Source organism: Ancylothrix sp. D3o, from assembly GCF_025370775.1.
In the GTDB taxonomy this organism is placed as follows: domain Bacteria; phylum Cyanobacteriota; class Cyanobacteriia; order Cyanobacteriales; family Oscillatoriaceae; genus Ancylothrix.
In genome coordinates this window covers 50049-75764 of record NZ_JAMXEX010000017.1, presented here as the reverse complement: position 1 = coordinate 75764, position 25716 = coordinate 50049, and the positions used below count along the sequence as shown (strand labels likewise).

Below are 25716 nucleotides of genomic sequence, written 5' to 3'. Positions count from 1 at the left end.
ACTCACCCCGGCACCTGATAAATTTTAATAGCTTGCTTCCTACCTTTTAAACTCACCCGCGCCAAAAACTCAGCATAAAACTGCTCTTTGATATATTGATAAGTATCCTCAGAAATTAAAATCCGACAAAGACTATTTTTCCCTATATCTTTATCATAACTTTCTAAACGCGCCGCCACATTCACACTATCACCAATTGCCGTATAATCTTGCCGGTGAATACTTCCTAAACTCCCCGCCACCACCGTACCCGTAGCAATTCCTACCCGCATACAAATCACCGGCAAACCGCGTTTTTTCCAGTCTTGATTTAACTTTCTTAACCTTTCTGCCATCGCCAGCGCACAAGATACCGCCGCCAGGGCATCTTCCGCCACTTCTGCGTCTGTATTACGCGGCACCGGCACCCCAAACAAAGCCATAATGGCATCCCCAATATACTTATCAATTACCCCCTCATTTTCTAGCACTAATTCCGCCATAGCATTCATATATTCATTCAACCATAGCATCAGAGTTTCTGGGTCTGTATTTTCAGCAATTGAAGTAAACCCCTTAATATCTGTAAACAACACCGTTGCTGTCATTTTTTGCCCAAAAATTTGCCCTTGTTTCAATAATTGTTCGCGTTGTTGCCAAATTGCCTCCGCAATTTTTGGTGACACATGACGGCCAAATAAACTCATCATCATTTGGCGGTCTTCTCGTTCCATTACCGCAATATAACCAGTAATAAAAATAGCCGATCCCGCTAAAGTTAAAAACGCCGGCACCACCGGCACCCACCACCCCCCTAAAAACAAGAAAAACGTCACAGCAAACAAAACTCCCCCCGCCAAAATTAAGCCGTAAATTGTCCACCGGCTCGCCCGAAAACCCCACCCCAAAATTGCCCCCACCCAAGACCAACCAAACACCCATAACCACTCCACCGGCTCATCCCAAACCTGAATCAAAGAACGTCCATCCAACGCCCCACTTATTAGCTGACTCGTTACATTTGCATGAACTTCTACCCCCGTCATCGGTTCAGGAATGGCAAACACACTTTTGCCAAAAGGAGTAATAAAAAAATCACGCAAACTTTGCGCCGTCGAACCAATCAAAACAATTTTATCTCGCAAGGTATCCGCCGGTATTTCATTTTTCAAAACCTCCGTCATCGACACCGTTTTAAAACTTCCGGGTGCCCCTCGAAAATTCACCAAAACTTGATATCCACCGCTATCACTCCCCACATAGCCGCCATCATTCTCCTCAAACGGTTCTAACCTAATTTTTCCTAACTGATAAACTTGTTTCTGAGCATCTAAAACCTCAAATTTAATATCAGGATTTAAATACATCAAAGCTAACTTTGTCCCCAGCGATGATTTGGTCTTTTTTCCCTCTGGTTTAAGAGAAATTAAAGACCGCCGCAACTTCCCATCACCATCTAAAATAAAATCAATTGCCGCCACTTGATTTTTTTGGGCTAAAACAGCCGGTGGAGCAATCACAGCCCCATACCGATCAGGCACCAATTTTTCAACCCCAATCAAATTAGGAGTTGTTTTAAACACATCAATTAAAGCCTTTGAACCTGGTTGCACCGGAAACGGACGAAACAAATCAAACCCAATTGCTCGCGGGTTTTGTTGGTTAATTTTTATTAGCAAATCAGCTAACATTGCATCAGGAATCGGCCACTGACCGGCGTGTAAAATATCCGGTTCATTAATTGCAACAATCACAATTCGAGGATCAGGAGGTTCGGGTGGACGCAAACGAAAAAACTGATCATAAGCAGCCCATTCTAACAATTGTAAAAGGCCGGTTAAACGTAGGCCAATTGTTAGTGCAGCAATAGTGGGCGCTGCAATTAAAACACAGCGCCCTTCCCAAACAATTTTTTTTAGTTTTGCCCACATAGGCAGCCTTACCTATTTTAAATTGCTATTCACTGCTATTGTGGCGCAATTAAAGGCATTTCGGCGATAGTTTGTAGCCCGACAGATTTTAGTAACTCTTCCCATTCTGTTGTAAAGGTTGGGTTTGTGGGCTCATCCAGACGCATTTGAGCAAGGCTACTGAGAGTCTCAAACCAAATACCATTTTGGGCATATAAAGCTGGTTGTTCTAAACCTTTTGCTTTTTCTAATTCCCCTTTAAAAATAGGGTTAATTTCAATACGCTTGATCCAACCGCTAACGGTTCGGTCATTCTCGCGGTTTTTTGGATCACAAACCAGAACAAAAAACCAGCGATAGTTTTTACCAATTTCTAAAGGTGAAGCGTTTTTTGGCAAAGTTACGCCTATCACACCGCCTTTTTCATTGACAGGAATATCTATTTCCTCAAGGTCATTGCCGGCTTCATCTTGTAAGATTAATTGCCCCGCTAAACTTGCCGGTGGAATATAAATAAAAAATGTTGGATGCGCTGCATAAGTTAAGCCTATATTTGTAGGTGGCAGAAGCGGAGTTAGTGAGGGAGTGATGATTTCTGCGCCGGTTACTGGATCAGGCGATCTGGTGGGTGCCCCAGGACATCTACCAAACTGTCGCCGGATGTCTATTCCCCGCGTTGGTGGGCTTTCTGCCGGTGGCTCAAAGCGCACATAGGTTCCCCCCGGTACACTGCGTCTGGGAGTTCCTGGGCCGGCCGGTTCGGGGATCTCTTGGCTTAATTTTCGGAGGTCTTGGGGCTGGATACCGGCCTTTACGGATAGGCTAAAAATTTGCGTAGAAAATAAAGCAAAAATACTCGCATAAAACAGGGTTTTTAGGCCAAACATGATATTTTTTCTTAGCGTGGGGAATTTGTGATTATTTTTCCAGGTTTTTAGCTCAATTTAAAGGCATTTGGGCGACTTGTTCTAGCCCTTGCGATTTGAGTAATGCTTGCCATTCGTTGACGAATATTGTGTTTTTGGGTTCCTCCCCCTGCATCTGAGCAAGGGTACTAAGGGTATCGAACCAAATACCGTTTTGGGCGTATAAAGCGGCACGTTCTAGGGGAGTTGATTGATTTAGTTTTGCCTGAAGGTTGCTGTCAATTTCGATGCGCCTGATCCAACCTTCGGCAGTTGGTTGTTTTGTTTCGCTGTGGAGAAGGGTAAAAGACCACCTATAATTTTTATCAATTTCTAGGCCGGGGGCTGTTTTTGGTAAATTTATGGCAAATAAACCAAGGTTTTCATTGAGGGGAATTGACGTTTCATAAATTTGCTGGCCGGCTTCATCATATAAAATAAATGTCCCATTTTTGGCATAGCGGGTAACGCCAACAAAAAAGGTGGGATACTCGGATGCTGTTAAGCCAATGTTGCCAAAGGGTAAAAGCAGGGTGGCCGGTTGACAACGATGCTCCAGAGGAGGTAGAGCAGGTGTAGGTGCAGAGTTACTAGGAGGTTGGGGTCTAGGGGCTATATTACTAGGAGGGCCAAAAAAGCCTGGGACGTTGGCGGGTGGCTCAAAGCGAACAAAAGTTCCCCCCGGTACGCTGCGGTCTGGTGTGCCTGGGCCTACTGGTTCGGGAATGTCTTGGCTTAATTTGGGGTTTGTCAGGGACTCGATAGCGACGGATGCGGCTTTTGTGGGGAGGGTGAGGAGTTGTAGGGATAAAAGGATACAAAAGCCATAGATGGGATTTTTATATAAAGCCATGAGTCTTGCTCCTCGACAAAGTAGGGCCGGTGTGTTTATCTTACTGCTTGCTAAAAATTTTCATTCTCAGCAATGTCTTACTCCCCTTTCGCCTTCACTCATTCCTAAATTTCTGCCAAAAGCAAACCGGCCCTCCCCTATTCACACTTAACAATAAGCTAAATGCAGATAGCTGAAGGCCGGTTATTATCAAAGACGATTTGAGATTTACTCAGCAGTGGCGAGTTCGGTGCTGCCCCGTGTGCGCCGGCGAGTTAGGGTATTAAACAACATTTGACCAATGGCTTTGATGAGGTTGCCTTCGAGTTCGTTAAACATTTTCATGTTCATACCGAAAGCATCGTTGGCTTCATCGACGATTTGATCTGCGGTGGCTTCGTCAATGGGTAGCTCATCCATTGATTGCCGGTAGGTAGTTTTAAAGGCTTTCTCGTCGGCAATATCCTTGAATTCATAAAAAGCGGTGCCTTCACCCTCGCTTAGGTTCATGGCTCGCACGGCAATGCCTTTGAGAATTTGGCCGCCAGACAAGTCGCCCAGATAGCGGGTGTAGGAGTGTCCTACCAACAATTCTGGGGCGGTGGCTGAAACTTCGCGAATGCGTTCAACGTAGGCTTGTCCTGCGCTTGAAAGCACTACTTGATCACGCCAGTTTGCACCGTAGTAGTATGCCAAATCTTGCTCTAAGCTGGCTTTGCGGTTAAGTTCTGGATAATAAATTTTGGAAACTATCGGGTGATTGCGGTGGCGTTCCATTTCTTCTTCCATCGCGCTATACACGAAGTAGAGGTTGCCCACCAGCTTGCGGTATGAATTTTTTTCGACAACGCCTTTTAAGAAGCACTTGACAAAACCAACATTTTCTGCCATCGAGTGAGATTTTTTGGTTCCCTCACGCAGTTTGGTCGCTAAATTGCTGCTCATGCTAAATTGCTCAACTAAATCAATGCTTGCTGGACTATAATTGGCGGCCCCAGATAAAAAAGCCACTTAAGTTGTTAGCGTAAATCGATTTGATGAGAATTTACGTTAAGAATTTTGAAGCAAGGTAAATGGGACATCTGGACGGAAGGGGCCGGTACTCTGCTGGCTTAGGGGAAAACCGGCCCCGCAGTTTCTTGTGTTTCGTACATTTGTTGATGTTTTTGCAGTAAGGCTAAATATTTTTTATTGCTTTTTGCCTGTAGCCATTTTTGTTTAAAAATTTCTGCGGAGGCGGCTTTGATTGGATCTTCTTGATTGGGTAAAATTTCTTGTCGGGCCTGTTTTTCGGCTGCTTTTGTTGCTTCTTTTTGGGGATTTTTGGCGTATTTTCTGCCGGTTTTGTGGTTAGCATACCGACGAGAGCGGGTATAACCCATTTGCAAAAACTTCCGGGCCATATCCGCGCCCACAAAATCATCGTTTTCGAGATAATTTAAAAACATTTCATAAATTTTCTCGCTTGATTCTCTGGCAATTTCGGGAGTTTTAAATCGCCAATAAGGCAATATTTCTGATTTATAAGGTTCCACTAATAAAACTCCTTGCTCTCCTTTGCCGACGCGATAAAGATGAGGTGAGTTGCGAAAATCAATGGTTTGAAAATCTAAAGAATAATCAAAATTTTTCATGGGTTAAATTAAAAACCAGACAACCAGAGATCCAAAAACCCGGCTGTTTAAGAAACCGGGTTTTTTTGCCTTTTTCCTAAAATAAATTAGGCGTGAGAAGCTGTGGCGGTTTTGGCTTCGGGTTTTTGACCATCAGGAGAAAGAGATTCACCTTCAATAAATGAGCGCAACATCCAGGCCATTTCTTCGTGTTGTTCCATCAGGCCGGTGAGAAAATCTGCCGTACCTTGATCTTTGTATTGTTCATCACATTGGTTAATATGTTCGCGGAGATTGCGGATAATTTGCTCGTGGTCATCTACCAAACGCGATACCATTTGCGTTGCCAAAGGCAAGTCGCCAATATGTTCTTTAATTGAAGCGTATTTCAAGAACCCTTCAGCAGTGCCTATAGGATAACCGCCCAACGTTCTCACCCGTTCAGCGAGTTTGTCAATATTGATAGTTAAAGCCTCATAGTGTTCTTCCCACAATTGATGCAGCGAGCGGAATTGTGGGCCAACAACATCCCAGTGGTATTTTTTGGTTTTGATCAGCAACAAATAGGCATCGGCCAAATCGTGATTGAGTAATTCTGTTACGCCTTGACGGGCTTCATCGCTTAAACCAATATTTAATTTACGCATTGACTAAACTCCATTTGATTTCAGTTCCTTAACTATTGCAACAAATTTTCTCATCAACTTACATCAACCTTTTGGAATATCAAGCAAAACGAACCGGCCTTGCTCATCTGGTTTTCTGGTCTTGGTTTGTTGAAGTTGTTAGTTACACAAACTTTGTTAGTTTAAAATCTCTGCCTTTGGTAATATTTCTTAAGTCTTAAACTTTCTGAGATTCTAGCTAACCAAGCTGGAGCAAGAGCGATGATATTTTAATTAGCCCTATTGATTTATTACTTTAGTTTGAATTCAAAAATTAATCGGAGACATACCATTAAAAAAAAAGGGGGAAACAGGCTATGGAAATTGCAAAACCCGCTAACAACCAACCAGAAGCAACCAATGTCAGCGATACTGAAAAATGGTCATCGTTAATAGGCGGAGGGGCGCTGGTATTAATGGGTTTAAGCCAGCGTTCTTTGCGTGGTGCATTGATGGCGCTGGCCGGCACCGGCTTGGTTTATCACGGGACAACCGGCAAAAATAGCCTCATCAATACAGTGGAAAAAAACCTCAATCAAAGCATCCGCGTTGAAAAAACTGTCACCATCAATAAGCCAGCCGAAGAGCTTTATCGATTTTGGCGAAACTTCGAGAATTTACCCACATTTATGAAGCACCTGCAATATGTGCGAGTGTGGGATGAAAGGCGTTCTCATTGGATTGCCAAAGCGCCATTAGGTGGAACGATAGAATGGGATGCAGAAATCATCAACGAGCAGGAAAACAAATTAATTGCCTGGGGTTCGGTGGAAAATGCCGACATAGAAAATAGCGGCTTTGTACGTTTTCAACCGGCAAGCGCAGGACGCGGTACAGAAGTTAAAGTAGTGATGGAATATAACCCGCCTGGGGGTGCAATTACTGCAACTTTTGCCAAATTGTTTGGTGAGGAACCAGAAATTCAAATTTCTGAGGATTTGTACCGCTTTAAACAACTGATGGAAACCGGGGAAATTGCTACAAATGAAAGCCCTTCCGGTCGCCAATAATTCGCATGATTTTTTCCAAACATCAAAAGGAGTCTCTTATGAATCGTTTATTTTCTTGGTTGCAAAATAGCCAGTTTCGTGCTTTGGTAACTGCTTCTCTTATTGCCGTTACGTTTTTAATTGCTTCGGTATTTGGTTATAATCCTTTGGAGGCCACTGCGCTCACCACTCCTGAAGCTACACAGTATCAAGTTGACCATAGCACCACCAAAATTCCGACCCCAAATATTCCTGAAATTACCAGCAAACCGCCTTTAAAAGAAACTGCCAATAATGTGAGAGAAAAACTCAATCTTGACCAACCGATTGCACCGGAAACTAAAGAGTTTATCCATTCAATTGAAGAAAGCATCCAAGAAACAGTAGAAAGCGTCAAACAAGCATTGCCAGGTTCGTAGTTGCTTTGGCTCAAAAATCTACAAAATTCGGCTAAAGATCAACTACAAAAAAGGAGAAAACTCAGATGAAAGCTGTTTGCTGGCATGGTTCCAATGATGTGCGGGTAGATACGGTTCCCGATCCAAAAATTATTAACCCTCGTGATGCCATTGTCAAAATAACTTCAACGGCAATTTGTGGCTCGGATTTGCATATTTATAACGGGTTTATTCCCAGTATGCAAGCAGGCGATATTCTCGGTCACGAATTTATGGGGGAAGTTGTCGAGGTTGGTAGTGGCGTTAATAATGTAAAAATCGGCGACCGCGTGGTGGTGCCGTTTACAATTGCTTGCGGAAGTTGTTTTTTTTGCCAGCGAGATTTGACGTCTCTTTGTGATAACTCAAACCCGAATGCTTTGGCGGCAGAAAAAATGTATGGTCACTCACCATCTGCACTTTTTGGCTATTCGCATTTGTTTGGGGGCTATGCCGGCGGACAAGCAGAATATGCACGGGTTCCGTTTGCCGATGTTGGGCTTTTTAAAGTTCCTGATGGTCTTACGGATGAGCAAGTTTTGTTTCTGACAGATATTTTTCCTACCGGCTATATGGCGGCAGAAAATTGTAATATCCAACCTGGGGATACTGTTGCTATTTGGGGATGTGGGCCGGTGGGTCAATTTGCAATCAAAAGTGCCTTTTTATTAGGTGCAGAAAGGGTGATTGCAATTGATAGAATTCCTGAACGTTTGCTGATGGCAGAACAAAACGGCGCCGAAGTGATTAATTACGAAGAAATAGATGCCGGTGAAGCACTTAAAGAAATGACCGGCGGACGGGGGCCCGATTCTTGTTTGGATGCGGTGGGAATGGAAGCACACGGCACCGATGCAATGGCACTTTATGACAAAGTAAAACAAGCCGTTCGCTTGGAAACTGACCGGCCTACTGCATTGCGTCAAGCCATTGTTGCCTGTCGCAAAGGCGGTACGATGTCTTTGGCAGGAGTTTATGGTGGTTTTCTTGATAAAGTTCCGTTTGGTTCTGCCTTTAATAAAGGCTTGACTTTTAAAATGGGACAAACTCATGTTCATCGCTATTTAAAGCCCTTGCTTGAACACATCCAAAACGGTAGAATTGACCCGACTTTTGTGATTACTCACCGGCTCAAATTAGACGAAGCGCCACACGGCTACCAGATTTTTAAAGACAAAAAAGACAACTGTATTAAGGTGGTTCTCAAGCCGTAACTTTGCCGTTTGTTCTTAGTTTTACGAAAAGCCCGGTTTCGAGCGAGAAACCGGGTTTTTGAGATTTTACTAACCGGCTTATTTCTTGTGATAGAAGGCATAATTCCCAAAAGTTGTTAGCGTAAGACTGAAGGCAGAAAACAAAAATCGCTAAGGCGAAAGGCTAGGCTTCTTGGTAGGGTCGGCCTGTTTTTATCCTCAAAGTGTAAACTTTTTATCTTGAACTTTTATGAGCACCAAGAAATCAAACAAAAACCGCCGTTTTAATCAAAAACAAACGGTGTCCTTTGCCGGAGGAATCGGAAAAATCATCAGCTATAAACCGGTTTCTAATACCTGGACTTATGCCGTCCAAATGGACATGGGGCCAGAACCATCCTTTGGTCGCATTGGTTTTGAAACAACCATTATTCTCGAAGAAACGGAACTGCAAGCCGTTGTTTAAAAAGCCCAAGAAGGGAACGCCCATTCGTTGCCGATAAGAAGAAACCCAAATTATGCAACTCCTCGTTAATTTCTTAGAGTTTATTTTGAGTAAACTTTACCAAAGCCGTCCTTTTGCGCGGTTTTATTTGTTGGAAACGATAGCTCGCGTTCCCTATTTTTCCTATTTATCTGTGCTGCATTTATATGAAAGCATGGGTGCATGGAAACATACAGATTGGTTAAAAATTCATTTTGCTCAATCTTGGAACGAGTTACACCACCTGCGAATTATTGAATCGCAAGGAGGTAATGAATTTTGGCTAGACCGGCTGCTTTCTCGGATTTTGGTATTTATTTATTATTGGATGTTGGTTTTTGTTTATATGATTGCGCCCCGCAGAGCTTATCATTTTAATCAATTAATCGAAGAAAAAGCCTTTGAAGCCTACGATATTTTTTTAAAAAATCACGAAGAGGAACTCAAAGGCAAACCGGCCCCCCAAATTGCTATTGATTATTATGAAAACGGCGATCTTTATATGTTTGATGAGTTTCAATCTTCGCAGCCGGTGGGCGAACGCCGGCCCCACATTGAAACACTTTATGATGTCTTTGTTGCCATCCGCAATGATGAACGCCAACATATCAATACCATGATTGTTTGTCAGCGTCCCGATGCCCATGAAATGTTAATAAGTCCCCACCGCCGGCAAACCCAATAAATTTAAAAGCCTTCCTTCTCAAAACCCTGTTTGGGGTTTTTTTTATGGCTTCTTTTAGCTGCCAAAAATCAATAAGCAGCAATTCCGCCTCTGGATAGATGAATTTTGTCTTTAAATTCGCTATAAAAACTAAGAAAAAATAACATAAGCAGCGGCAATTTCCGCTCAAATGTAAACTCTAAAAACCTCAAAAAATACAATGGCTGGTTTGCACTGGTACACGATAGTTCTCATTATATCAGCATTACTTAGCAGCGCTGTTTTAGGCTTTTTGCTGCATTTTATTATCGCTGCCAATGGCAACAAACTACAAAGAATAGGGCGGCGAGTAGATATTCTTACTAAATTTAATTCCCCCCTTGGGGCATCCCTTCTTCCCCATCAAATTACCTTGTCAGATGGAGACATTCAATATAAATTTGAGCAAATTTCGATAGCAGATATCCACTTTAACAATCAAGGTACTCAAGACTTTGAAGAATTAAAGTTAAGAGTCAGTTTGGCAGAAAAAGACGCAGCAATTTATATCGAATCTCAATCCTCTGATCGCTCCCACGAAATCGAGCAGCTAACCTTTGTCAGCTTTGCCGAGCCAAAAAGCGAACTCGATTTTATTTTGCGTCCTATCAATCGCGGCGATTCCTATTCATTGCGATTATTTATTATTAGCTCAGAGTCGGGAAAAGAACCTGGAGAAATTCATTTTAGTTCCCCTCAAGCTGTTGATTTTGTTCATTTACCCACCATTACAGAAGTTTTAGAAAAAACAGCAGCTTCTACTTCCCTTGCTATCGGCCCTTTTAATTTATCCTTTGATAAATAAATAAAGAAAAACCCGGTGTTTAAATAAAACCGGGTTTTAAAATCCCTCTTATTTCAGAAGCCGACCTTACCGGTAAACATCGTTATTGCGGTTAGCTTCCATACGGTTTCTAGCCATTGCTAAATGATTTTGAAGTGTGGGCACTTTTTGGGCTGCCCAAGATTTAAGATCGCTGTCTTGCCCGTCTTGTGCTTGGCGTTGGAATAAAGACAAATCTTTATTATGTGCCCGCACCATTTCTTGCATATAAGTGCGGTCAAATTCCGCCCCTGAAAGTTGCGACAACCGAGACATCATTTCTCGGTTTTCATCGCCAATATCGCTAGGCAAAGTTACACCTTTTTGAGAGGCAAGCTGCATCAATTCCCGATTAGCTTGGGTATGATGATCCACCATCCGCTGACCATATTCGCGTACTGCTTCGCTGCTGGCTTTTTGCACTGCCATTTGGCCTAGTTGCACTTCTGCCATGTTATCGCGTGCAGCTTGCATCATAAACATTCGATCAGATTGACTAACCGCATTTGATCTGTTTACATCATCAGAACGGTTAAGATTTTGATCAGAACGGTTAGAATTTTCAGGCGTATTTGAGCTACCAGGAACGCGGCTGCGATCTTCGATGATCTGCTCAACTTCCGGGGTCATATTATTTTCTTCGAGGCTATTTTCTGTTCCCTGATTCATCCGAGAATCATTACTGGGATTTTCAGAAACCCGGTTCATCATCGAGTCTTGTTCATAACTGCTTGCTTGCCGGTTCATCATCGAGTTATTACTACCAGAAACTTCATTCTCATAAGCCGGCACTACTTGTGAGCAAAAAGCAGGAAATGAATTGTCTCTCGTCGGCGTTACAAAGCAATCTTCATAACTGAAAGTTGCACTTTGTCTGTCGCTGCTATTGATTCGGTCAGAAGTCGGCATGATAGTAGATTGCCGGTTCATGTTGGAATTGCTAGGCATATTCTCATTTTGCCGGTTCATATTGCAGCTACTAGACATATTCTCATTTTGCCCGGTCATGTTGCAGCTACTAGGCATATTCTCATTTTGCCGGTTCATGTTGGAATTGCTAGGCATATTATGAGAGCCCTCGTTCATCCGATTCATCTCTGAATTTGAGGGCATATTCTGGTTATTTCCCCGGTTCATTTGAGAATCTCTAGGCATATTCTCAGAACCCTGGTTCATCCTCTGATCCGAGTTATTTACATCATTAGCCTCATTGTCGTAAGCAGGCGCCACTTGAGAGCAATATTCGGGAAGTTGCTCACCTCTAGCGGGAGTTACAAAACATTCTTGGGTGCTGGTGGTGGGGTCGGCAGAATTATTATTATCCTGTTGAGCTAAAAGTGTTTGATTGTTAGAATTTTTGCTCAAAACCGGCTCATTGGCAGTCATCGCAAACACCGGCAACCCAATCAAAGAACTGATACTTGCCAATCCCAAAATTCCAGCAATTTTTTTCGTTAAACGTTTCTGGCTGTTGTTAGTCATAGTCTTAGAATCCTCTATTGTTTACCTGACAAAAAAATTCGCACTTGTTTACTTTCAGAAAATCCCCATCTCGCTGGCGACAACAGAGGGGAGTTTTGCCCGCATTCCCAGCAAAACTCGCCCTTTTTGCCCGCAAAAATTTAATGATGGTGGACTGTTGTTTTCGCCGGGCGGACTGTGGTTTTCGGCTGACGGAACAAATTAGCCAACCCAATTAAGCCCAATAAACCCAACGATCCCCAATTGGAATGACGATTCCTTGTCACGCCTCTTGTACTTTCATAAGGCGCCACAGTTGTTGTGCTGCTTGGCACCGGCGTTACGGTGGCGGGAGTTGTTGTAGTTGTTGTTGTCCGCTCAATGATCGTCGTAGAACCGGCGTCGCTGGGCGTTGTTGTGGTAGTGCTCCCCGGCGTTATCGTCGTAGAATCTATGCCGCTTGGAGTTGTTGTGGTAGTGCTCCCCGGCGTTATCGTCGTAGAATCTATGCCACTTGGAGTTGTTGTGGTAGTGCCCGTGATCTCCGGCGTTGTCGTCGTAGAATCTATGCCGCTTGGAGTTGTTGTCGTAGTGCCTGTACCCCCCGGCGTTGTTGGGGTTGTGGTATAGGAACCTGTGGAGTTAACCCCAGAAGTACCCGTGCCGGTTGTGCCTGCACCCGTGTCAGTCTCGAAGTCGGTGCCGGTTGTGCCTGTACCCGTATCTGTACCTGTGCCGGTTGTGCCTGCACCCGTGTCAGTACCTAATCCAGTGCCGGTACCTAATCCCGTGCCGGTGCCTAATCCCGTGCCGGTTGTACCTGTACCTGTGCCGGTGCCGTATCCAGTGCCGGTTGTACCTGTACCTGTGCCGTATCCAGTGCCGGTTGTACCTGTGCCTGCACCCGTGCCGGTTGTACCTGTGCCGGTGCCGTATCCAGTGCCGGTGCCGCCTGTTACGCCAGCGCCGGTTGTGCCTGCACCTGTACCCGTGCCTGTACCAGTACCCGTGCCGGTGCCGCCTGTTACGCCAGAGCCGGTTGTGCCTGCCGCACCGCCGCTTGTACCGCCGCCGGTGCCGCCGGTTTGAGAACTAGCAGGCATTGTGAAGGATGCAATACCCAAACTTAAGGCAAAAGCGCCGGCCCAAACAGTTTTTGATAGATGAGAACGTTTCATAGTAACCAATCCTCTTATTTTGCTCCCAGTAAATTCTTTGAATTTAGAAACTGGTGACATAATTTTTTGAGCAACTATTACGAGTTGCAGTTTTCAGAGTTTTTTGGGGGAGCTTCCAATTTTTTACCTGCACCTGACGAATGAACAACCCTCTAACACAGTGTGTGAGGAGAAGCAGTAAGAGAAATTTAATTTAAAACGCCCTTACTGCCAGATTGGTGACTCACCGCCACGCACAAGAAACACCCTTTTTTTTACCTGCCGGAACAGGCTTGTTTTGTATATGTTCAGATTAAAACTATTGTTCAAGTATCGCCCACATTCTTGAGGAGTATCTTGTTAAACTAGAAATATGCTGGTAGCAAATCCCTATTTCCCTCTTTTCACCGGCTTAAAAATTTGCCCTTTTTTGTTATCCATACTACATTCCTCCTCTTGGGGCCGGTAAATCCCTCAACCTAATCACACATTTCTTTAGATAGTTGTAATAATCTCAAATTAAACGCACCTTAGAGAGATTCTTCCCCTAGATAGATAAGTAGAGAGAATCGAGAATCATTTAGGAATAACCCGTTCGCGCCAGCCCTACAATGTTCTCCTAGACAACGCCTAGAAAAGACTTTTCAATTTAAAATCCGGCTATCCTAAAACCGAGCATCCCAATTCACCTAACACCCCAAATTTTAGCTAAAATCTCAACTCTCAAATTGCATAGGTTGCCCATTTCTCTGTTTGCTCACCGGCCTCTTTAAGCGGACGTGCTAAACGCCAAGTTTGCGCTCGTTTTTGCCGTTGCAGATATAATTCAAAAAATTTCTTATTTTGCTTAATAACTTGATTTGGAAACGTCACCGTCAAATCATAAAAACCTTGAACTTTAAACCCTTGTAAATCTTCAATCAGCAGAGGTTTCTCAGCAGAAATTGTCACCCGAGTAATTTCTAATTCTGGCCGGGAAGAAAGATTTAATTGCGGTGCCAATTGCGCTTGAGTTTGGCTTATTTGTATCCTCAGCGCTTCCTGAACCACACTCCGCGACGGCCCTGGGCCAATCGCTGTACAAGCACTCAGCAAAACTAAAAACATTAGGGCAAAAACCCGCGTAACTATTAATTTTGATGGCAACTTAGTCATGTTTTCCTCCAAACTTATAAAAAACCAGCATAATAAAAAATGCTACAACATTCGAGAGCAAATCATGTCAAACAAAAGCATTGCCCTTAACGACCAAGTGTATGATTATTTTTTATCAGTTTCCTTACGCGAACCGGCTATTTTGCAACAACTGCGAGAAGAAACCGCCTCTCACCCGCGATCCATGATGCAGATCGCACCGGATCAAGGTCAATTTCTGGCGTTGCTTATTCAGCTTATCGGCGCAAAAAAAACCCTAGAAATTGGAGTATTCACCGGCTACAGTTCCCTCAGCGTTGCCCTCGCCTTGCCCAAGGATGGTAAAATCGTTGCCTGTGATGTTAGTGAAGAATATACTGCCATTGCGCGGCGCTATTGGCAAGCAGCCGGTGTCTCAGATAAAATCAATCTCCGCATTCAACCGGCCATCCAAACCTTAGATCAACTTTTAGCTGCCGGTGAAGCAGAAACCTTTGATTTTGCCTTCATTGACGCCGATAAAGAAAACTATCAAAACTATTATGAACGTTCCCTAAAATTAATTCGTTCAGGCGGTTTAATTGCCATTGATAATGTTTTGTGGTCTGGTCAAGTCGCCGATCCCCAAATTCAAGACAAAAGCACCGAAGCCATTCGCGCTTTCAATAAAAAACTTCATCAAGATGAACGCATCACCCTTAGCATGATTCCCATTGCAGATGGTTTAAGTTTGGCAAGAAAACTTTAAACAATTAAACCTCATTAAAATAGGCTGGATAACTAACTGTGCCGGGGGAATTTTCCAGAGAACCCGGTTGCAGTTCTAAGACCATAAACGCCTCATCAAAAGCCGGAAACGGTGCTTTAATTTTCCATAGGCTGGCCGGTTTAAAGCCAAAGCGTTGATAAAACACGGGCTCTCCCAAAACTACTACAATTAAATAGCCTAATTCTTGACATTTTAACAAGCCGGTTTCCACCAACCGGCAGCCCATACCCTTAAAAACCTGAAATAGCCCAAACTTTCAACCCAATTAACGAAATAATAAAGCCACCCCAGCCAAAGAAATAAACACCCCGAAAATTGCCCGCCAACTAATGCGATCTCCCAGCAGAGTTGCCAAAGGAAGAACAAACAAAGGACTCGTACTGCTAAGAGTTTGAGCAATACCGGCAGCCGCAAACTTCAGAGAAATTTGCTGTAACCAAATACCTAAATAAGTGCTAAAAACAGCCGTTAAAGCAATAATCCCAAACACCCGCAGAGAACGCACCGGCCCCATCCCCATCCCATCAAATTGTTGACGAAACACCCCCCAAAATAAGATTACCAAAACTCCCCCAGTCAACCGCACCAGCGTACTCCAAAGCGGTTGAATATCCGTTTCAAAAAGCGCCGCACGAGACAAAACAGCACCCACAGCCTGCGCCATTGCAGCAACCAAACCCCAGCGAACACCGGCCCCCCAATTCAAAATTTTACCCCCACTTTCTGGCACTCTTTCTCCTATTACCCAGACAACCCCAAACAACGTTAACAAAATCCCCATCCAAGCAGTTGATACCAGCTTTTCTTGTAAAAACAAACCCGCCAAAACTGCTACAAATGCCGGTGACAAAGTTTCCATTAATAAAGTGCGGCGTGGGCCTATAGAATTTAAAGCAGCAAAATAAGCTGTATCCCCAATTCCAATCCCTAAAACTCCGCTAAGCGCCAGCATAAAAAACCGGCCAGCATCTGTTGAAACCAGCAGTTCCCCCCGTATCACCAGCGTCAGCAAAATTAAAACAATAGCGATAACACCCTTAATTAAATTCAGTTGTAAAGGTGCCACCCTGTCGCCCAACCGCGTATAAACAATCGATGAAAGAGCCCACAAAAAAGCCGCGCTCAAAGCCGCCAACTCACCTTTAAATGTTTCTAAAATTACCATATAATTTAGGATTGGGGGTTTTACCTCCCTCAATTCTACCTAAAGTTGGATAGTTTTTTTTCTAAAAATCTATCGCTCTATTGAGCCTATTAAAACTATCTTCAGCCATCCTTAAATCATCCACTTAGCTGAGAAGCCAGAACCGGCAAATCATCAGGATTTTACAAAAATTAATCTTAAAATGTATTAAAAATCACTGTTGAATTCTTGCCAACCTGCTATCTACTAAAATTATAAATCAAACAGTTTTTGGAGGGGACAATGAATTATACCTTCAACCTTCTAGGAATCTCGCCAATTTTATCCTTTTTCAACAAACAACAAGAAATTTTAGAACAGCAGCACAGCCGGCGTGTAGAATATCTCGGTAGCCATAAATGTACCCTTGATGCCTTTCTTGACTCCGTAGAAAAAGCCTCGACATCTCGCGGCTGGCAAGCCGATGAAGTGATCAATACCGTAATCGACTTTTGGATGAAAAACTCCGACACCGTAGACTATTGGCGGGAGCGACTCAAGGATGCCGGTAAAGAAAACTTGCTAGTCGGGCGTGTAGGGGATATAGCATCTTTACAAGCAACATTTGAATCACTTTTAGGCGAAAACAAATAACCCAGCGACTTCACAGTTCATGGTTCTCGCTGCATAGGAAAGCCTAGGAAATTAGCAATGGCTCAACATCTCATCAGAGAAAACAAAAAACCATTAACGATGAACCATGAACCGTGAATTTAAATCAATGTTATGCAGTTAGTCCTGACATTAACTTTTTACCGAAACCGTCTTTTACGACGAGCCGCAACAGCCTTACGTTTACGCTTTTCGAGGGGGGTTTCAAAGTGCCGGCGACTCTTAACATCAGCTAAAATTCCAGCGCGAGAGACTTGCCGTTTAAACCGGCGTAGAGCCGAATCAATACCTTCATTTTCGCCTATTACAACTTGAGTCATTCCTTCTCCTTAATAACGAATGGTGTTTGATACTTAACGCTAGAGTGTGTCTACTAGGCTCTACCAAAGTTTTCTAGGTTCGTCTAAAAAAGCTGGGTTTCTTGGCTAACAGGACTCTTGAGTTATTTCTACCTATTCTATCCTAGTAAGGGCATTTTTTTATAGAAAATCCCCACAGCCGGCCACAGCTTTACCATCCACAGGCTGATCTGTGTAGATATAATATTGCCCAAAGCCGTTACCCCGCAGCGCTGTTTGAGATGGCTCCTCACTACCCGCCTATTCCTCACCGGCACCCCTCAAACTACCGCCCTTGTCGAAACTCCCAAGCCCCAACAGGTATCTTTTCCCCCAACCCCCTCCCCTTAGCAGCACCCAGGCGCTACAACTGCTTAAAAGCTTAGACTAAAACCATAACATCAAAGCCACATTTTTTTAACTTCAAAAAAACCGCAAATCTCTCCATAAATTGCCAAAAATGTTGTAGAAGCCGGTCATTCCAAGCTCTCAATTTTTTACTGAATTTTCTCAGACATGACTTTTATTATTTGGTTAAACTTAGTAACAATTGCCGTCAATTTATCTTTTAAGCTACTTTAAGAGAATAGATAAACAGCACCATAAAGCAACTAAAAAAAACAAAAATACACATTATTAAAACTTTCTTTGTAAATCTTAATCAAACCCAGAGGTTAATCACCATGAAAGACTCTATATCACCCAGAAAGCCTGTTGCTTATCGCCGAATTTTGATGTGGTTGTTGGTTTTGTGTGGGTTAATATTATATTTAAGTTTCGGCTATCAACTACCGGCAGTCGGAGTCGTCATCAAAGAGCAAATATCACCCGCCATAGAATTGTACAAAACACGGCAAACCCTGCGAGATCCCCTTGGCTACTCATGGCAAGTTATCGTTTTTAAAGAAATAACAAACGGTCAGCCTTCTGACACTACACTGCGCTTAGTTGGATATCCCGATGCTGTCGAGTTTGTTCATCCGCAACCCTTGATCATTACCACCCATCAAGGAAAAAATTTGAGCTTGTCAGATTTATTTGCGGAAAAATCCCCCGCCCCCAATGTCGGACAATATAGACTCAGCGAAATTTTACCCGATCTCCCCAGTGATTTTGTTACTTTTTCCATTCCCCTGAAAAAAGGCTCAGTGCACCTAAGAATACCGCCATTTGTCGTTGAAGATTGGCAGAAAATAGCCACAACCCAGCCAAATTAAAACAGAAAAGAAGGGAACTTTGCAGCAGACACAACAATCAAACCAACTTTAATTTTTACCCCTAGGAAATAACCCACCATGAAAACAGCAACCGCTTTTTCCTCAGTTTATGGGCCGGTGATCTCATGGAGATACGGCACATCTTTAGGAATTGACCCCATCGGGCCGGTTTCTACCTGTAGCTTTAATTGTGTTTACTGCCAGCTAGGAGAAATTAAACACCAAACGCAAGAGAGAAAAGTATATATTCCCACCGGCCACATTTTGCAAAACCTAGAAAACTTTGCCCCAGAGAAAGTAGACATCATCACCCTAAGCGGTAGCGGAGAACCCACCCAAGCAGCCAACTTAGGAGAAATCATAACATCAGTTAAAGCCCTAACAAACCGGCCCATATTAGTATTAACCAACGGCTCATTATTAAATTTATCCGCAGTCAGGGCAGCCTTAGCTTGTGCCGATAAAGTTTCTGTCAAACTCGATGGAATTACTCAAGATAAAATTAAGCGAATTAATAGACCCCTAGACAGCATCGAATTCCTAGGAATTTGGGAAGGCTTACAAGACTTTCGCAGCGAATACGAAGGAGAATTAGGCATTCAAACGATGATTTTAAGCGCCTGGGACGAAACAACCAAAGCCGAATATATTCGCGCAATCAAAGCCATTATGCCGGCAGAAATTCAACTCAACACCCCCACCCGTCCCAAACCCCTAAAACACCAACTAGACGGACGCGGAAACCACAGCCCAGACTGCCGAGACTATCCAGTGCAACAACTCAAATGCGTGCCGGTCGAAGTTTTGAAAGCCTTTGCCCAAGAAATCACTCAAGAAACCGGCATCTTAGTACGCTGTGCCCCCTTATAGATATCAGCCCCTCCCCAATTGTAAATTTTTGTTAAGCAAGATAGGGGGTGTCACCCCCCACCGTGCTATATTAATTTCATGTAGATGCACCCTGATGGACGCGCCCAAGTTTTGGGCGTTTTTTGTTTTCGGGGGGTACGACAAGGGGCCGGAGGTCAAAGTACCATAAAACAAAAGCCGCCCTATTCTGGCAAACCCAGACAAAAAGAACCCTCTGGAACCTCTGCGTTTTAAAAAAGCCACCCAAAAATATGAAAATTTTTACTAAAAAACATCTTTTAACATTCCTGCTTACCCTAGCCCTAGCCAGCCTGCCAAGCTGCCTAAGCCAAACCTCAACCCCCGCCACAACAGACACCGGCCTGCGCCTCAGCCTTCCCATAGACTGCACCCTAGGCAAAGACTGCCATATCCTCTCCTACACAGACAGAGATCCCAGCAAACAATTTATAGACTTTGGCTGCGGAAGGCAAACCTACGACGGACACGACGGCACAGACTTCGGCATACCCGACGAAAAAACCATGAAAAAAGGAGTAGCCGTCAAAGCAGCCGCCGCCGGCAAAATTCAAAACATCCGAGACGGCGTACCAGACAAACGCATCGAAAACCCCCAACAAGCCGAAGCCATCTCAAACATTGGCTGCGGAAACGCCGTCGTCATCGACCACCCCAACGGCTGGCGAACCTACTATTGCCATTTGCGAAACGGCAGCGTCACCGTCAAACCAGGAATGCAAGTCGAAAAAGGCACAACTCTCGGCATGGTTGGCTCCTCCGGTTTAGCCTCCTTTCCCCACGTCCACCTAGGAGTCCTCTACAAAGGCAAAGAAATCGACCCCTTTCTGGGCCCGGACGTCGAAAAAGGCTGCAACATCAAAGGCCGGCCCCTCTGGGAACAAGCAATCAGCTACACACCCACCGGCCTGATCAAAGCCGGCTTTACCAGCGAAAAACCAGACATCAACACCATCTGGCAAGGAAGCCTCACAGACAGCCAACCAACCACCCAAAGTCCCGCCTTAATTTTTTGGGTACATCCCTTTGGCATCCTCAAAGGAGACATGGAACAGCACCGGCTGATCGCCCCTGACGGCACCATCGCCGTCGAAAACAAAAACGAACTCAAAAGCCCCAACCGCATTAACGGCTTTAGCTTCATTGGCAAACGCAACACCGCCGACAAACCCCTCACCGCCGGCACCTGGCGCGGAGAATATCAACTCAGACGCGGCGAAAAAATTCTCATCGACATTCAGCAACAAATAGAACTGCGTTAAAAATCAGCTTTCTGGGTTTCCAAACGCTGCCAAGCATCACTAACAACCTCACTCAACCACCGGCGCTTCGACTTATCCAACAACTGATCATCAGCCAGCACCTCCGCTTTGAGATCCTCAAGCGACCGGCCCTGCTGACGAGTCACCATTACCACACCGACGATCACAGCCGCCACCAACTCTTCACTCACCGCCTGCTCTCGCAGGGCCACAAACTCTTGAGGCTTATTTGGGATGGGATAATTCATCACGACTTTACACCAATAGAATAAATAGGAGATTAGGCATAAAAAAGCTGTTGGCAACTTTTTTTTAGCTTTTTAAGGCAGTATAAATCAGAGGATAACTACAAAAACTCTGTTTTTAGGGAATTTATGAAAGACAACCCAACCGAGATCAAAGAACTGTTATATCTGGAAATACCCACCCCAGATAAAGATGCAGTCCGAACCTGGCTGCACCAACAATTCCAACCGAGCGTCGGCCATAAAATCCTCACCCCAGAGGGAATTCGCCTTTGCCTGAGCAAGCAAACCGAACTGAAAAACCCAACTAACCCAGACAGTGGAACTGCGACACCGGCACCAGGAGAAAACGAACTTTCCATATTTTTGTGGTCACTACAGCGAACCACCTACATCAAAGTTTTTCGCTGCTCCTCTAAACCGGTTGTTGCGGAAAAACAAATCCTCGACCAACTGACCACCGGCCTGAGAAGCAGGTTCCCTTATCAATATCCTGAACCCCCAGAAATTGATTTATCCAAACAATCAATTTTTGAAGCGTTGCATTCATCATACCCCCGCACCGTCGAATTTTTTAAAAAATTTCCCAACGGCGAATACGATCTAACACGCGCTTACTGGTGGGAAAAGCGCTGGCGTTCCTCTGTTCGCAACCCCACACAACCAAACCCAGTTGTTTTTTCTCGCACAGACGGGCCCCCTTCTTCAACCACCAAACCCACCTATGATTTAATTTACATTGGTGGCGCCTTAGGAGTCATTCATGCGGCTGTCATGGCCAAATTAGGCTATCGTGTTTTGCTCATTGAACGCTTACCCTTTGGCCGAATGAACCGCGAATGGAACATTTCCCGCACCGAACTCCAAAGCTTAATAGATTTGGGTTTATTCAGTTCCCAACAAGAAGTAGACAGCCTGATTGCCAGAGAATACAAAGATGGCTTTCACAAATTTTTTGATAGCAATAACCCCCCTTATGCCAAAGCAGCAATTCTTCACACCCCAACCGTGTTAAATATTGCCATAGATGCTGATAAACTTTTGCGAGTTTGCGGCGAAAAGCTAAAAGCAGCCGGCGGAGAAATTTGGGATGAAACAGAATTTAATTCTGTCAATATTGAAGCAAATCAAGTTATCCTTGACCTTAAACATTTACCAACAAACACTGAGCGGCAAGCCACCGGCAGGCTGTTGGTAGATGCAATGGGAACAGCTTCTCCGATTGCATGGCAACTCAATGGCGGCAGGGCTTTTGACAGTGTTTGCCCAACAGTTGGGGCTGTAATTTCTGGAGGTTTTGAGCCGGAAGTTTGGGATAAAAATTATGGCGATGTGCTGAATTCTCACGGCGATATTTCGCGGGGCCGGCAGTTAATCTGGGAATTATTTCCCGGCGCCGATGATGACCTAACAATTTATCTTTTCCACTATCATCAAGTGCATCCAGAAAATCCGGGTTCTTTGTTAGAAATGTATGAAGATTTTTTTACAATTCTCCCCGAATACCGGCGCTGTGATATGGAAAAATTGGTGTGGAAAAAAGCCACATTTGGTTATATTCCGGGGCATTTTAGCAGCAACAAAAGTGACCGGAAAATAGCTTTTGATAGGCTGGTTTGTATCGGAGATGCGGCTTCCTTGCAATCGCCTTTAGTCTTCACCGGCTTTGGTTCTTTGGTGCGAAATTTACCGCGTTTAACTCAACTTTTGGATACCGCCCTCAAACACGACTTATTAAAAGCCGAAGATTTAAACAAGATTCGCGCTTATCAAAGTAATGTAGCTGTGACGTGGCTATTTTCTAAAGGGATGATGGTACCAACGGGCCGGTTTATTGAACCCCAAAAAATAAACGCCATCCTAAACACATTCTTTGGAATTTTAGCAGAAACAGATCGAGGCATTGCCGAAACATTTATCAAAGACCGAGTAGACTGGCTAACATTCAACCGATTGGCCCTTGAAGCAGCCTGGAAAAACCCCTCACTTCTAGTATGGATTTTAGAATTTGTCAATCTGACAGATATGATCAACTGGCTGGGAAGCTACCTAACCTTTACCATTGCCTCTCTTAACAGTCTGCTTTGGGGATGGATACCCTCCCTAACTCGCAAGCTTCAACCTTGGCTAGAAACCCGCTATCCGGCTCTTTGGTTTAAGCTTTTAGCCACCTCCTATGACTTAACAGATGGAGTTGGAAAACCTCAACAAAGCTCCTAAGATCAAGGGTGTTTAATTAGGGTTAATTCTCTGATTTGTAGTAAGCCTTTCAGGGCTATTTTATTAGGAATAAGCTCTGAAGGGTTTACTACCGGCTTACTCAGACAGACGAGGAAAAGAGGGTAAATCAATCGCCGCCAGAGAAGAGCGTTTTTTAGCAAGCTGCTGGGGGTAAACTACAGGCGCCGGCCAGTTAGGCTTAGGCGTTGGGCTTTCTATGTTTTCAGAGTTGAGCGAGGGGGCCGGTTCTGCTGTTCTGGCTGTTTGAGTTGCATCAATAAGATGGGTAATGTTATCCCACAAAACAGCATCCCCTGATGGCACCGTGCTGCTGTCGGCACTTGTCATCTCATTGTTAGACTCGGCGAAAATCTCCAGCGCGTTTGTGGTGGCGGTTTCTGCGCTTGTCTGTGCCGGTGCTCCCCAAGGCTTGATCGGCTCTGTTTTGGGAGTTAGGCTTGTTGTGTCGGCATTTGTTGCCCCTATTCCAGAGCTTTCGGAAACCTCTGTTGCTACCAGAGTATTTTCAATCACATCTAATTTTTTATCTCTCATAGTATCTGGGATTTCCAGACATTTTTCGAGCGCCGCTTTAAATTGTAAGGTGTGACGCTGTTGCCGGTGTAGACGAGAACGCAAGTCTCGACAAGTGTTTTCTACTTGTAAGAGTTGCTGAGTTTGTTCGCTGTAGCGTTGTTGGGTAAGAGTGCATTCCCTCTCCATCTGCGCGAGCCGGTGTTGGCTTGTTTCTAACTCTTCGCTTAAAGTTTGAATTAAAATTTGCTGTCTTTGAGCGTTTTGGCTGGTGGCTTCCAGTTCGTGGGTGAGGCGCTGGTTTTTAGTTTGTACCGTTTCTAATTCTTGCGTCCGTTCCGCTAAAAGTTCTTCTTGTGTTTGGCTGCGGTTTTGGGTAATATCCAGGGCAATTTGACATTCGTGCAGAGCGTTTTCTAGGGTTGCAACCCGGTGAGTTAATTCGTTATTGCGCTGGCGAACTTGCTGGATTAAGGCAATTAGTTCGGCTATTTGCGAAATTCCTGCATTATTTCCTGGGGCTGAGGTTGGGGAGGGTTGGGGAGGTTGTGTTGGCGTCAGCGGCGCTTGGGTGTCTGGGGCTGATGCCGCAGCCTCAAGTTCTTTTATGCTTAGGGCATTAGGAAAATTGACTGTTTCCCATTCATCCTCATCAAACTCTGATGGCTGTTTGCCAGTGAGGGCAGAGTTTTCTCTTTTTTCTCCAGGCTCAGGCTTATGGGAGGATGGATTTTGGGCTGTTGGTTGGTTAGGGTTTTCAAGGGGCCGGTTTTTGTCCATGTCCGCTTCGCTCATTGCTTTAATGGGGAACGTTACAAATTTATCTAAAGGTTTTTTAAATTTTGTGAACTTTCTCAAGTTATCGTTGTTATTGAGAAAGGCTATCAAAACAAAAAATTTTATAGGATACAGTAACAATTGTTACTGGCTATGCCGCTTATGTGCCGGCCTCGCCTTGAAGGCTTAGGAACAATTTACATCATTTTCTTAATTGTTATGACATTAAATTTTCGTTTTGCAGTAGTCAGCGATCCGCACATTGCCTTGCCTCAAACCATCTGGGATCATCCGACAAGATTTCACTTAGTAGAAGTCAGTATCGAAGCCCTTGAGAAAGTTTTTGAACACTTAGCTACGCTCGATCTGGATTTTTTACTGCTACCCGGAGACTTAACGCAGCACGGAGAGCCGGTTAATCACGCTTGGTTGGCAGAACGCTTGACAAAATTGCCTTTTCCTGCTTACGTTATTCCGGGCAACCATGATGTGCCGGTGGTTTTGCCAAACGCGCAATCAATTGGATTTGCCGACTTTCCCAAATATTATCACCGCCAAGGATATAACGACAGCAGCCAACCGTATTACACTTGTGAAATTTTCCCCAATGTTAGACTTATTGCTTTAAACTCTAACCAATTTGACAATGCTGGAAAACAATTACCTTTTGGCCGGTTGGATGAAAAACAATTAACTTGGTTAGAGGATGTATTAAATAGCAGCAAAAATGAATTAACTTTTGTGATGGTGCATCATAATGTTTTAGAACATTTACCCAATCAATCAAAGCACAGTTTAGGCCGGCGCTATATGCTAGAAAACGCACCCATTTTATTAAAAATGCTGCGAGAAGCCGGAGTGCAGTTAATTTTCACCGGCCATTTGCACGTTCAAGATATCGCCTATCAAGACAACATTTATGAAATCACCACCGGCTCACTTGTTAGCTATCCTCACCCCTACCGCATTTGTGAATTTTCTCGTCAAAAAGAAGGCAAAACTAGCCTCAAAATAGAATCCCATCAAATCAAATCTGTTTCTAATTTTTCGCAGCTTCACGAACATTCCCGCGAGTGGATTGGCGAACGAAGTTATCCTTTTATGATGAAACTTTTAACGGAACCGCCTTTAAGTTTATCAGCCTCGAAAGCCGAGGAATTAGTGGGAAGTTTACGTTATTTTTGGGCAGATATTGCGGGGGGGGATGCTCGGTTTAATTTTCCTGATTTTCCCCCGGAGGCTCGCCGATATTTTGAGGCGTTTGGTTGTGGAGATACAAAGGAGGCTCAGGAGTTAATTGATAATCAGGCGACTTTGTTTTTTTAGCTAAGCAGATGATTAACAGAGGAGTGATTTTTTTTCAAGGCGAGGCTCCACAGTATGCTC

27 protein-coding genes are annotated in these 25716 nt (G+C 44.2%); 13 read left to right on the top strand and 14 right to left on the bottom strand.

The features are described 5' to 3' along the window. Positions 1–2: 2 nt before the first annotated feature. The 6 genes from NG798_RS22010 to NG798_RS21985 form a co-directional block, all read right to left on the bottom strand. The gene (locus tag NG798_RS22010) at positions 3–1910 is read right to left on the bottom strand and encodes an adenylate/guanylate cyclase domain-containing protein (RefSeq protein WP_261225853.1); all 1908 of its coding nucleotides are present in this window, start codon (positions 1908–1910) and stop codon (positions 3–5) included. A 35-nt stretch (positions 1911–1945) separates the two neighbouring features. Beyond that, positions 1946–2776, bottom strand: a complete 831-nt coding sequence (locus NG798_RS22005) for a DUF928 domain-containing protein (RefSeq protein WP_261225852.1) — start codon at positions 2774–2776, stop codon at positions 1946–1948. 52 nt (positions 2777–2828) lie between these two features. Further along, on the bottom strand, positions 2829–3647 hold the full coding sequence (locus tag NG798_RS22000; protein WP_261225851.1) for a DUF928 domain-containing protein: 819 nt from the start codon (positions 3645–3647) through the stop codon (positions 2829–2831). A 207-nt stretch (positions 3648–3854) separates the two neighbouring features. Next, positions 3855–4571: a heme oxygenase (biliverdin-producing) gene (locus NG798_RS21995; RefSeq protein ID WP_261225871.1), complete on the bottom strand. Its 717-nt coding sequence runs from the start codon at positions 4569–4571 to the stop codon at positions 3855–3857. A gap of 167 nt (positions 4572–4738) precedes the next feature. Beyond that, the gene (locus NG798_RS21990) at positions 4739–5260 is read right to left on the bottom strand and encodes a DUF4385 domain-containing protein (RefSeq protein ID WP_261225850.1); all 522 of its coding nucleotides are present in this window, start codon (positions 5258–5260) and stop codon (positions 4739–4741) included. Positions 5261–5346: 86 nt separating this feature from the next. Further along, complete coding sequence (locus tag NG798_RS21985; protein WP_261225849.1) at positions 5347–5886, bottom strand: Dps family protein; 540 nt, start codon at positions 5884–5886, stop codon at positions 5347–5349. Positions 5887–6221: 335 nt separating this feature from the next. Here NG798_RS21985 and NG798_RS21980 point away from each other — a divergent pair, with 335 nt between their 5' ends. The 6 genes from NG798_RS21980 to NG798_RS21955 all read left to right on the top strand — a co-directional run bounded on the left by NG798_RS21980 (position 6222) and on the right by NG798_RS21955 (position 10515). Then, positions 6222–6914: an SRPBCC family protein gene (locus tag NG798_RS21980; RefSeq protein WP_261225848.1), complete on the top strand. Its 693-nt coding sequence runs from the start codon at positions 6222–6224 to the stop codon at positions 6912–6914. Positions 6915–6952: 38 nt separating this feature from the next. Continuing rightward, positions 6953–7312 carry a hypothetical protein gene (locus NG798_RS21975; protein ID WP_261225847.1) on the top strand — a complete coding sequence of 120 codons (360 nt, stop codon included), beginning with the start codon at positions 6953–6955 and terminating at the stop codon, positions 7310–7312. Between the two features lie 65 nt (positions 7313–7377). Further along, on the top strand, positions 7378–8544 hold the full coding sequence (locus tag NG798_RS21970) for a zinc-dependent alcohol dehydrogenase (RefSeq protein WP_261225846.1): 1167 nt from the start codon (positions 7378–7380) through the stop codon (positions 8542–8544). A 229-nt stretch (positions 8545–8773) separates the two neighbouring features. After that, positions 8774–8989, top strand: coding sequence for a hypothetical protein (locus tag NG798_RS21965; RefSeq protein ID WP_261225845.1), 216 nt, complete (start codon positions 8774–8776; stop codon positions 8987–8989). Positions 8990–9041: 52 nt separating this feature from the next. Beyond that, the gene (locus tag NG798_RS21960) at positions 9042–9692 is read left to right on the top strand and encodes an alternative oxidase (protein WP_261225844.1); all 651 of its coding nucleotides are present in this window, start codon (positions 9042–9044) and stop codon (positions 9690–9692) included. A 199-nt stretch (positions 9693–9891) separates the two neighbouring features. Continuing rightward, complete coding sequence (locus tag NG798_RS21955; protein WP_261225843.1) at positions 9892–10515, top strand: hypothetical protein; 624 nt, start codon at positions 9892–9894, stop codon at positions 10513–10515. A gap of 66 nt (positions 10516–10581) precedes the next feature. Here NG798_RS21955 and NG798_RS21950 read toward each other — a convergent pair whose 3' ends face one another. From NG798_RS21950 to NG798_RS21940, 3 genes are all read right to left on the bottom strand, one after another. Beyond that, a complete protein-coding gene (locus NG798_RS21950; protein ID WP_261225842.1) occupies positions 10582–12015 on the bottom strand; it encodes a DUF4142 domain-containing protein in 1434 nt (477 codons plus the stop codon). Between the two features lie 140 nt (positions 12016–12155). Then, on the bottom strand, positions 12156–13172 hold the full coding sequence (locus NG798_RS21945; RefSeq protein WP_261225841.1) for a WGxxGxxG-CTERM domain-containing protein: 1017 nt from the start codon (positions 13170–13172) through the stop codon (positions 12156–12158). 702 nt (positions 13173–13874) lie between these two features. Next, a complete protein-coding gene (locus tag NG798_RS21940) occupies positions 13875–14306 on the bottom strand; it encodes a hypothetical protein (protein WP_261225840.1) in 432 nt (143 codons plus the stop codon). Between the two features lie 64 nt (positions 14307–14370). Between NG798_RS21940 and NG798_RS21935 the strand changes: the two genes are divergently transcribed. After that, entirely contained in the window at positions 14371–15033 is a 663-nt protein-coding gene (locus NG798_RS21935; protein WP_261225839.1) for a class I SAM-dependent methyltransferase, read from the top strand. Positions 15034–15037: 4 nt separating this feature from the next. Here the strand turns inward: NG798_RS21935 and NG798_RS21930 are convergent, their stop codons facing one another. Continuing rightward, complete coding sequence (locus tag NG798_RS21930; RefSeq protein ID WP_261225838.1) at positions 15038–15280, bottom strand: GNAT family N-acetyltransferase; 243 nt, start codon at positions 15278–15280, stop codon at positions 15038–15040. Positions 15281–15319: 39 nt separating this feature from the next. Then, positions 15320–16219, bottom strand: a complete 900-nt coding sequence (locus NG798_RS21925; RefSeq protein WP_261225837.1) for a DMT family transporter — start codon at positions 16217–16219, stop codon at positions 15320–15322. Positions 16220–16480: 261 nt separating this feature from the next. Between NG798_RS21925 and NG798_RS21920 the strand changes: the two genes are divergently transcribed. Then, positions 16481–16831 carry a hypothetical protein gene (locus tag NG798_RS21920; protein ID WP_261225836.1) on the top strand — a complete coding sequence of 117 codons (351 nt, stop codon included), beginning with the start codon at positions 16481–16483 and terminating at the stop codon, positions 16829–16831. A gap of 158 nt (positions 16832–16989) precedes the next feature. On the opposite strand, the gene rpsU is transcribed toward NG798_RS21920, so the two are convergent. Next, positions 16990–17169, bottom strand: coding sequence for a 30S ribosomal protein S21 (gene rpsU / locus NG798_RS21915; protein ID WP_261225835.1), 180 nt, complete (start codon positions 17167–17169; stop codon positions 16990–16992). Positions 17170–17870: 701 nt separating this feature from the next. Between rpsU and NG798_RS21910 the strand changes: the two genes are divergently transcribed. The 3 genes from NG798_RS21910 (at position 17871) to NG798_RS21900 (ending at position 20554) form a co-directional block, all read left to right on the top strand. Then, positions 17871–18404: a DUF3122 domain-containing protein gene (locus NG798_RS21910; RefSeq protein WP_261225834.1), complete on the top strand. Its 534-nt coding sequence runs from the start codon at positions 17871–17873 to the stop codon at positions 18402–18404. Between the two features lie 78 nt (positions 18405–18482). Further along, entirely contained in the window at positions 18483–19274 is a 792-nt protein-coding gene (locus tag NG798_RS21905; protein ID WP_261225833.1) for a radical SAM protein, read from the top strand. 251 nt (positions 19275–19525) lie between these two features. Beyond that, complete coding sequence (locus NG798_RS21900) at positions 19526–20554, top strand: M23 family metallopeptidase (RefSeq protein WP_261225832.1); 1029 nt, start codon at positions 19526–19528, stop codon at positions 20552–20554. Here the strand turns inward: NG798_RS21900 and NG798_RS21895 are convergent. Then, positions 20551–20802: a hypothetical protein gene (locus NG798_RS21895; protein WP_261225831.1), complete on the bottom strand. Its 252-nt coding sequence runs from the start codon at positions 20800–20802 to the stop codon at positions 20551–20553. The two genes, NG798_RS21900 and NG798_RS21895, sit on opposite strands and share 4 nt — an antisense overlap. 147 nt (positions 20803–20949) lie before the next feature. Between NG798_RS21895 and NG798_RS21890 the strand changes: the two genes are divergently transcribed. Next, positions 20950–23019, top strand: coding sequence for an NAD(P)/FAD-dependent oxidoreductase (locus NG798_RS21890; protein ID WP_375338993.1), 2070 nt, complete (start codon positions 20950–20952; stop codon positions 23017–23019). A 96-nt stretch (positions 23020–23115) separates the two neighbouring features. On the opposite strand, the gene NG798_RS21885 is transcribed toward NG798_RS21890, so the two are convergent. Continuing rightward, positions 23116–24348 carry a hypothetical protein gene (locus tag NG798_RS21885; protein ID WP_261225829.1) on the bottom strand — a complete coding sequence of 411 codons (1233 nt, stop codon included), beginning with the start codon at positions 24346–24348 and terminating at the stop codon, positions 23116–23118. A 201-nt stretch (positions 24349–24549) separates the two neighbouring features. Between NG798_RS21885 and NG798_RS21880 the strand changes: the two genes are divergently transcribed. Then, complete coding sequence (locus tag NG798_RS21880) at positions 24550–25656, top strand: metallophosphoesterase (protein ID WP_261225870.1); 1107 nt, start codon at positions 24550–24552, stop codon at positions 25654–25656. The last annotated feature ends 60 nt before the right edge of the window (positions 25657–25716 follow it).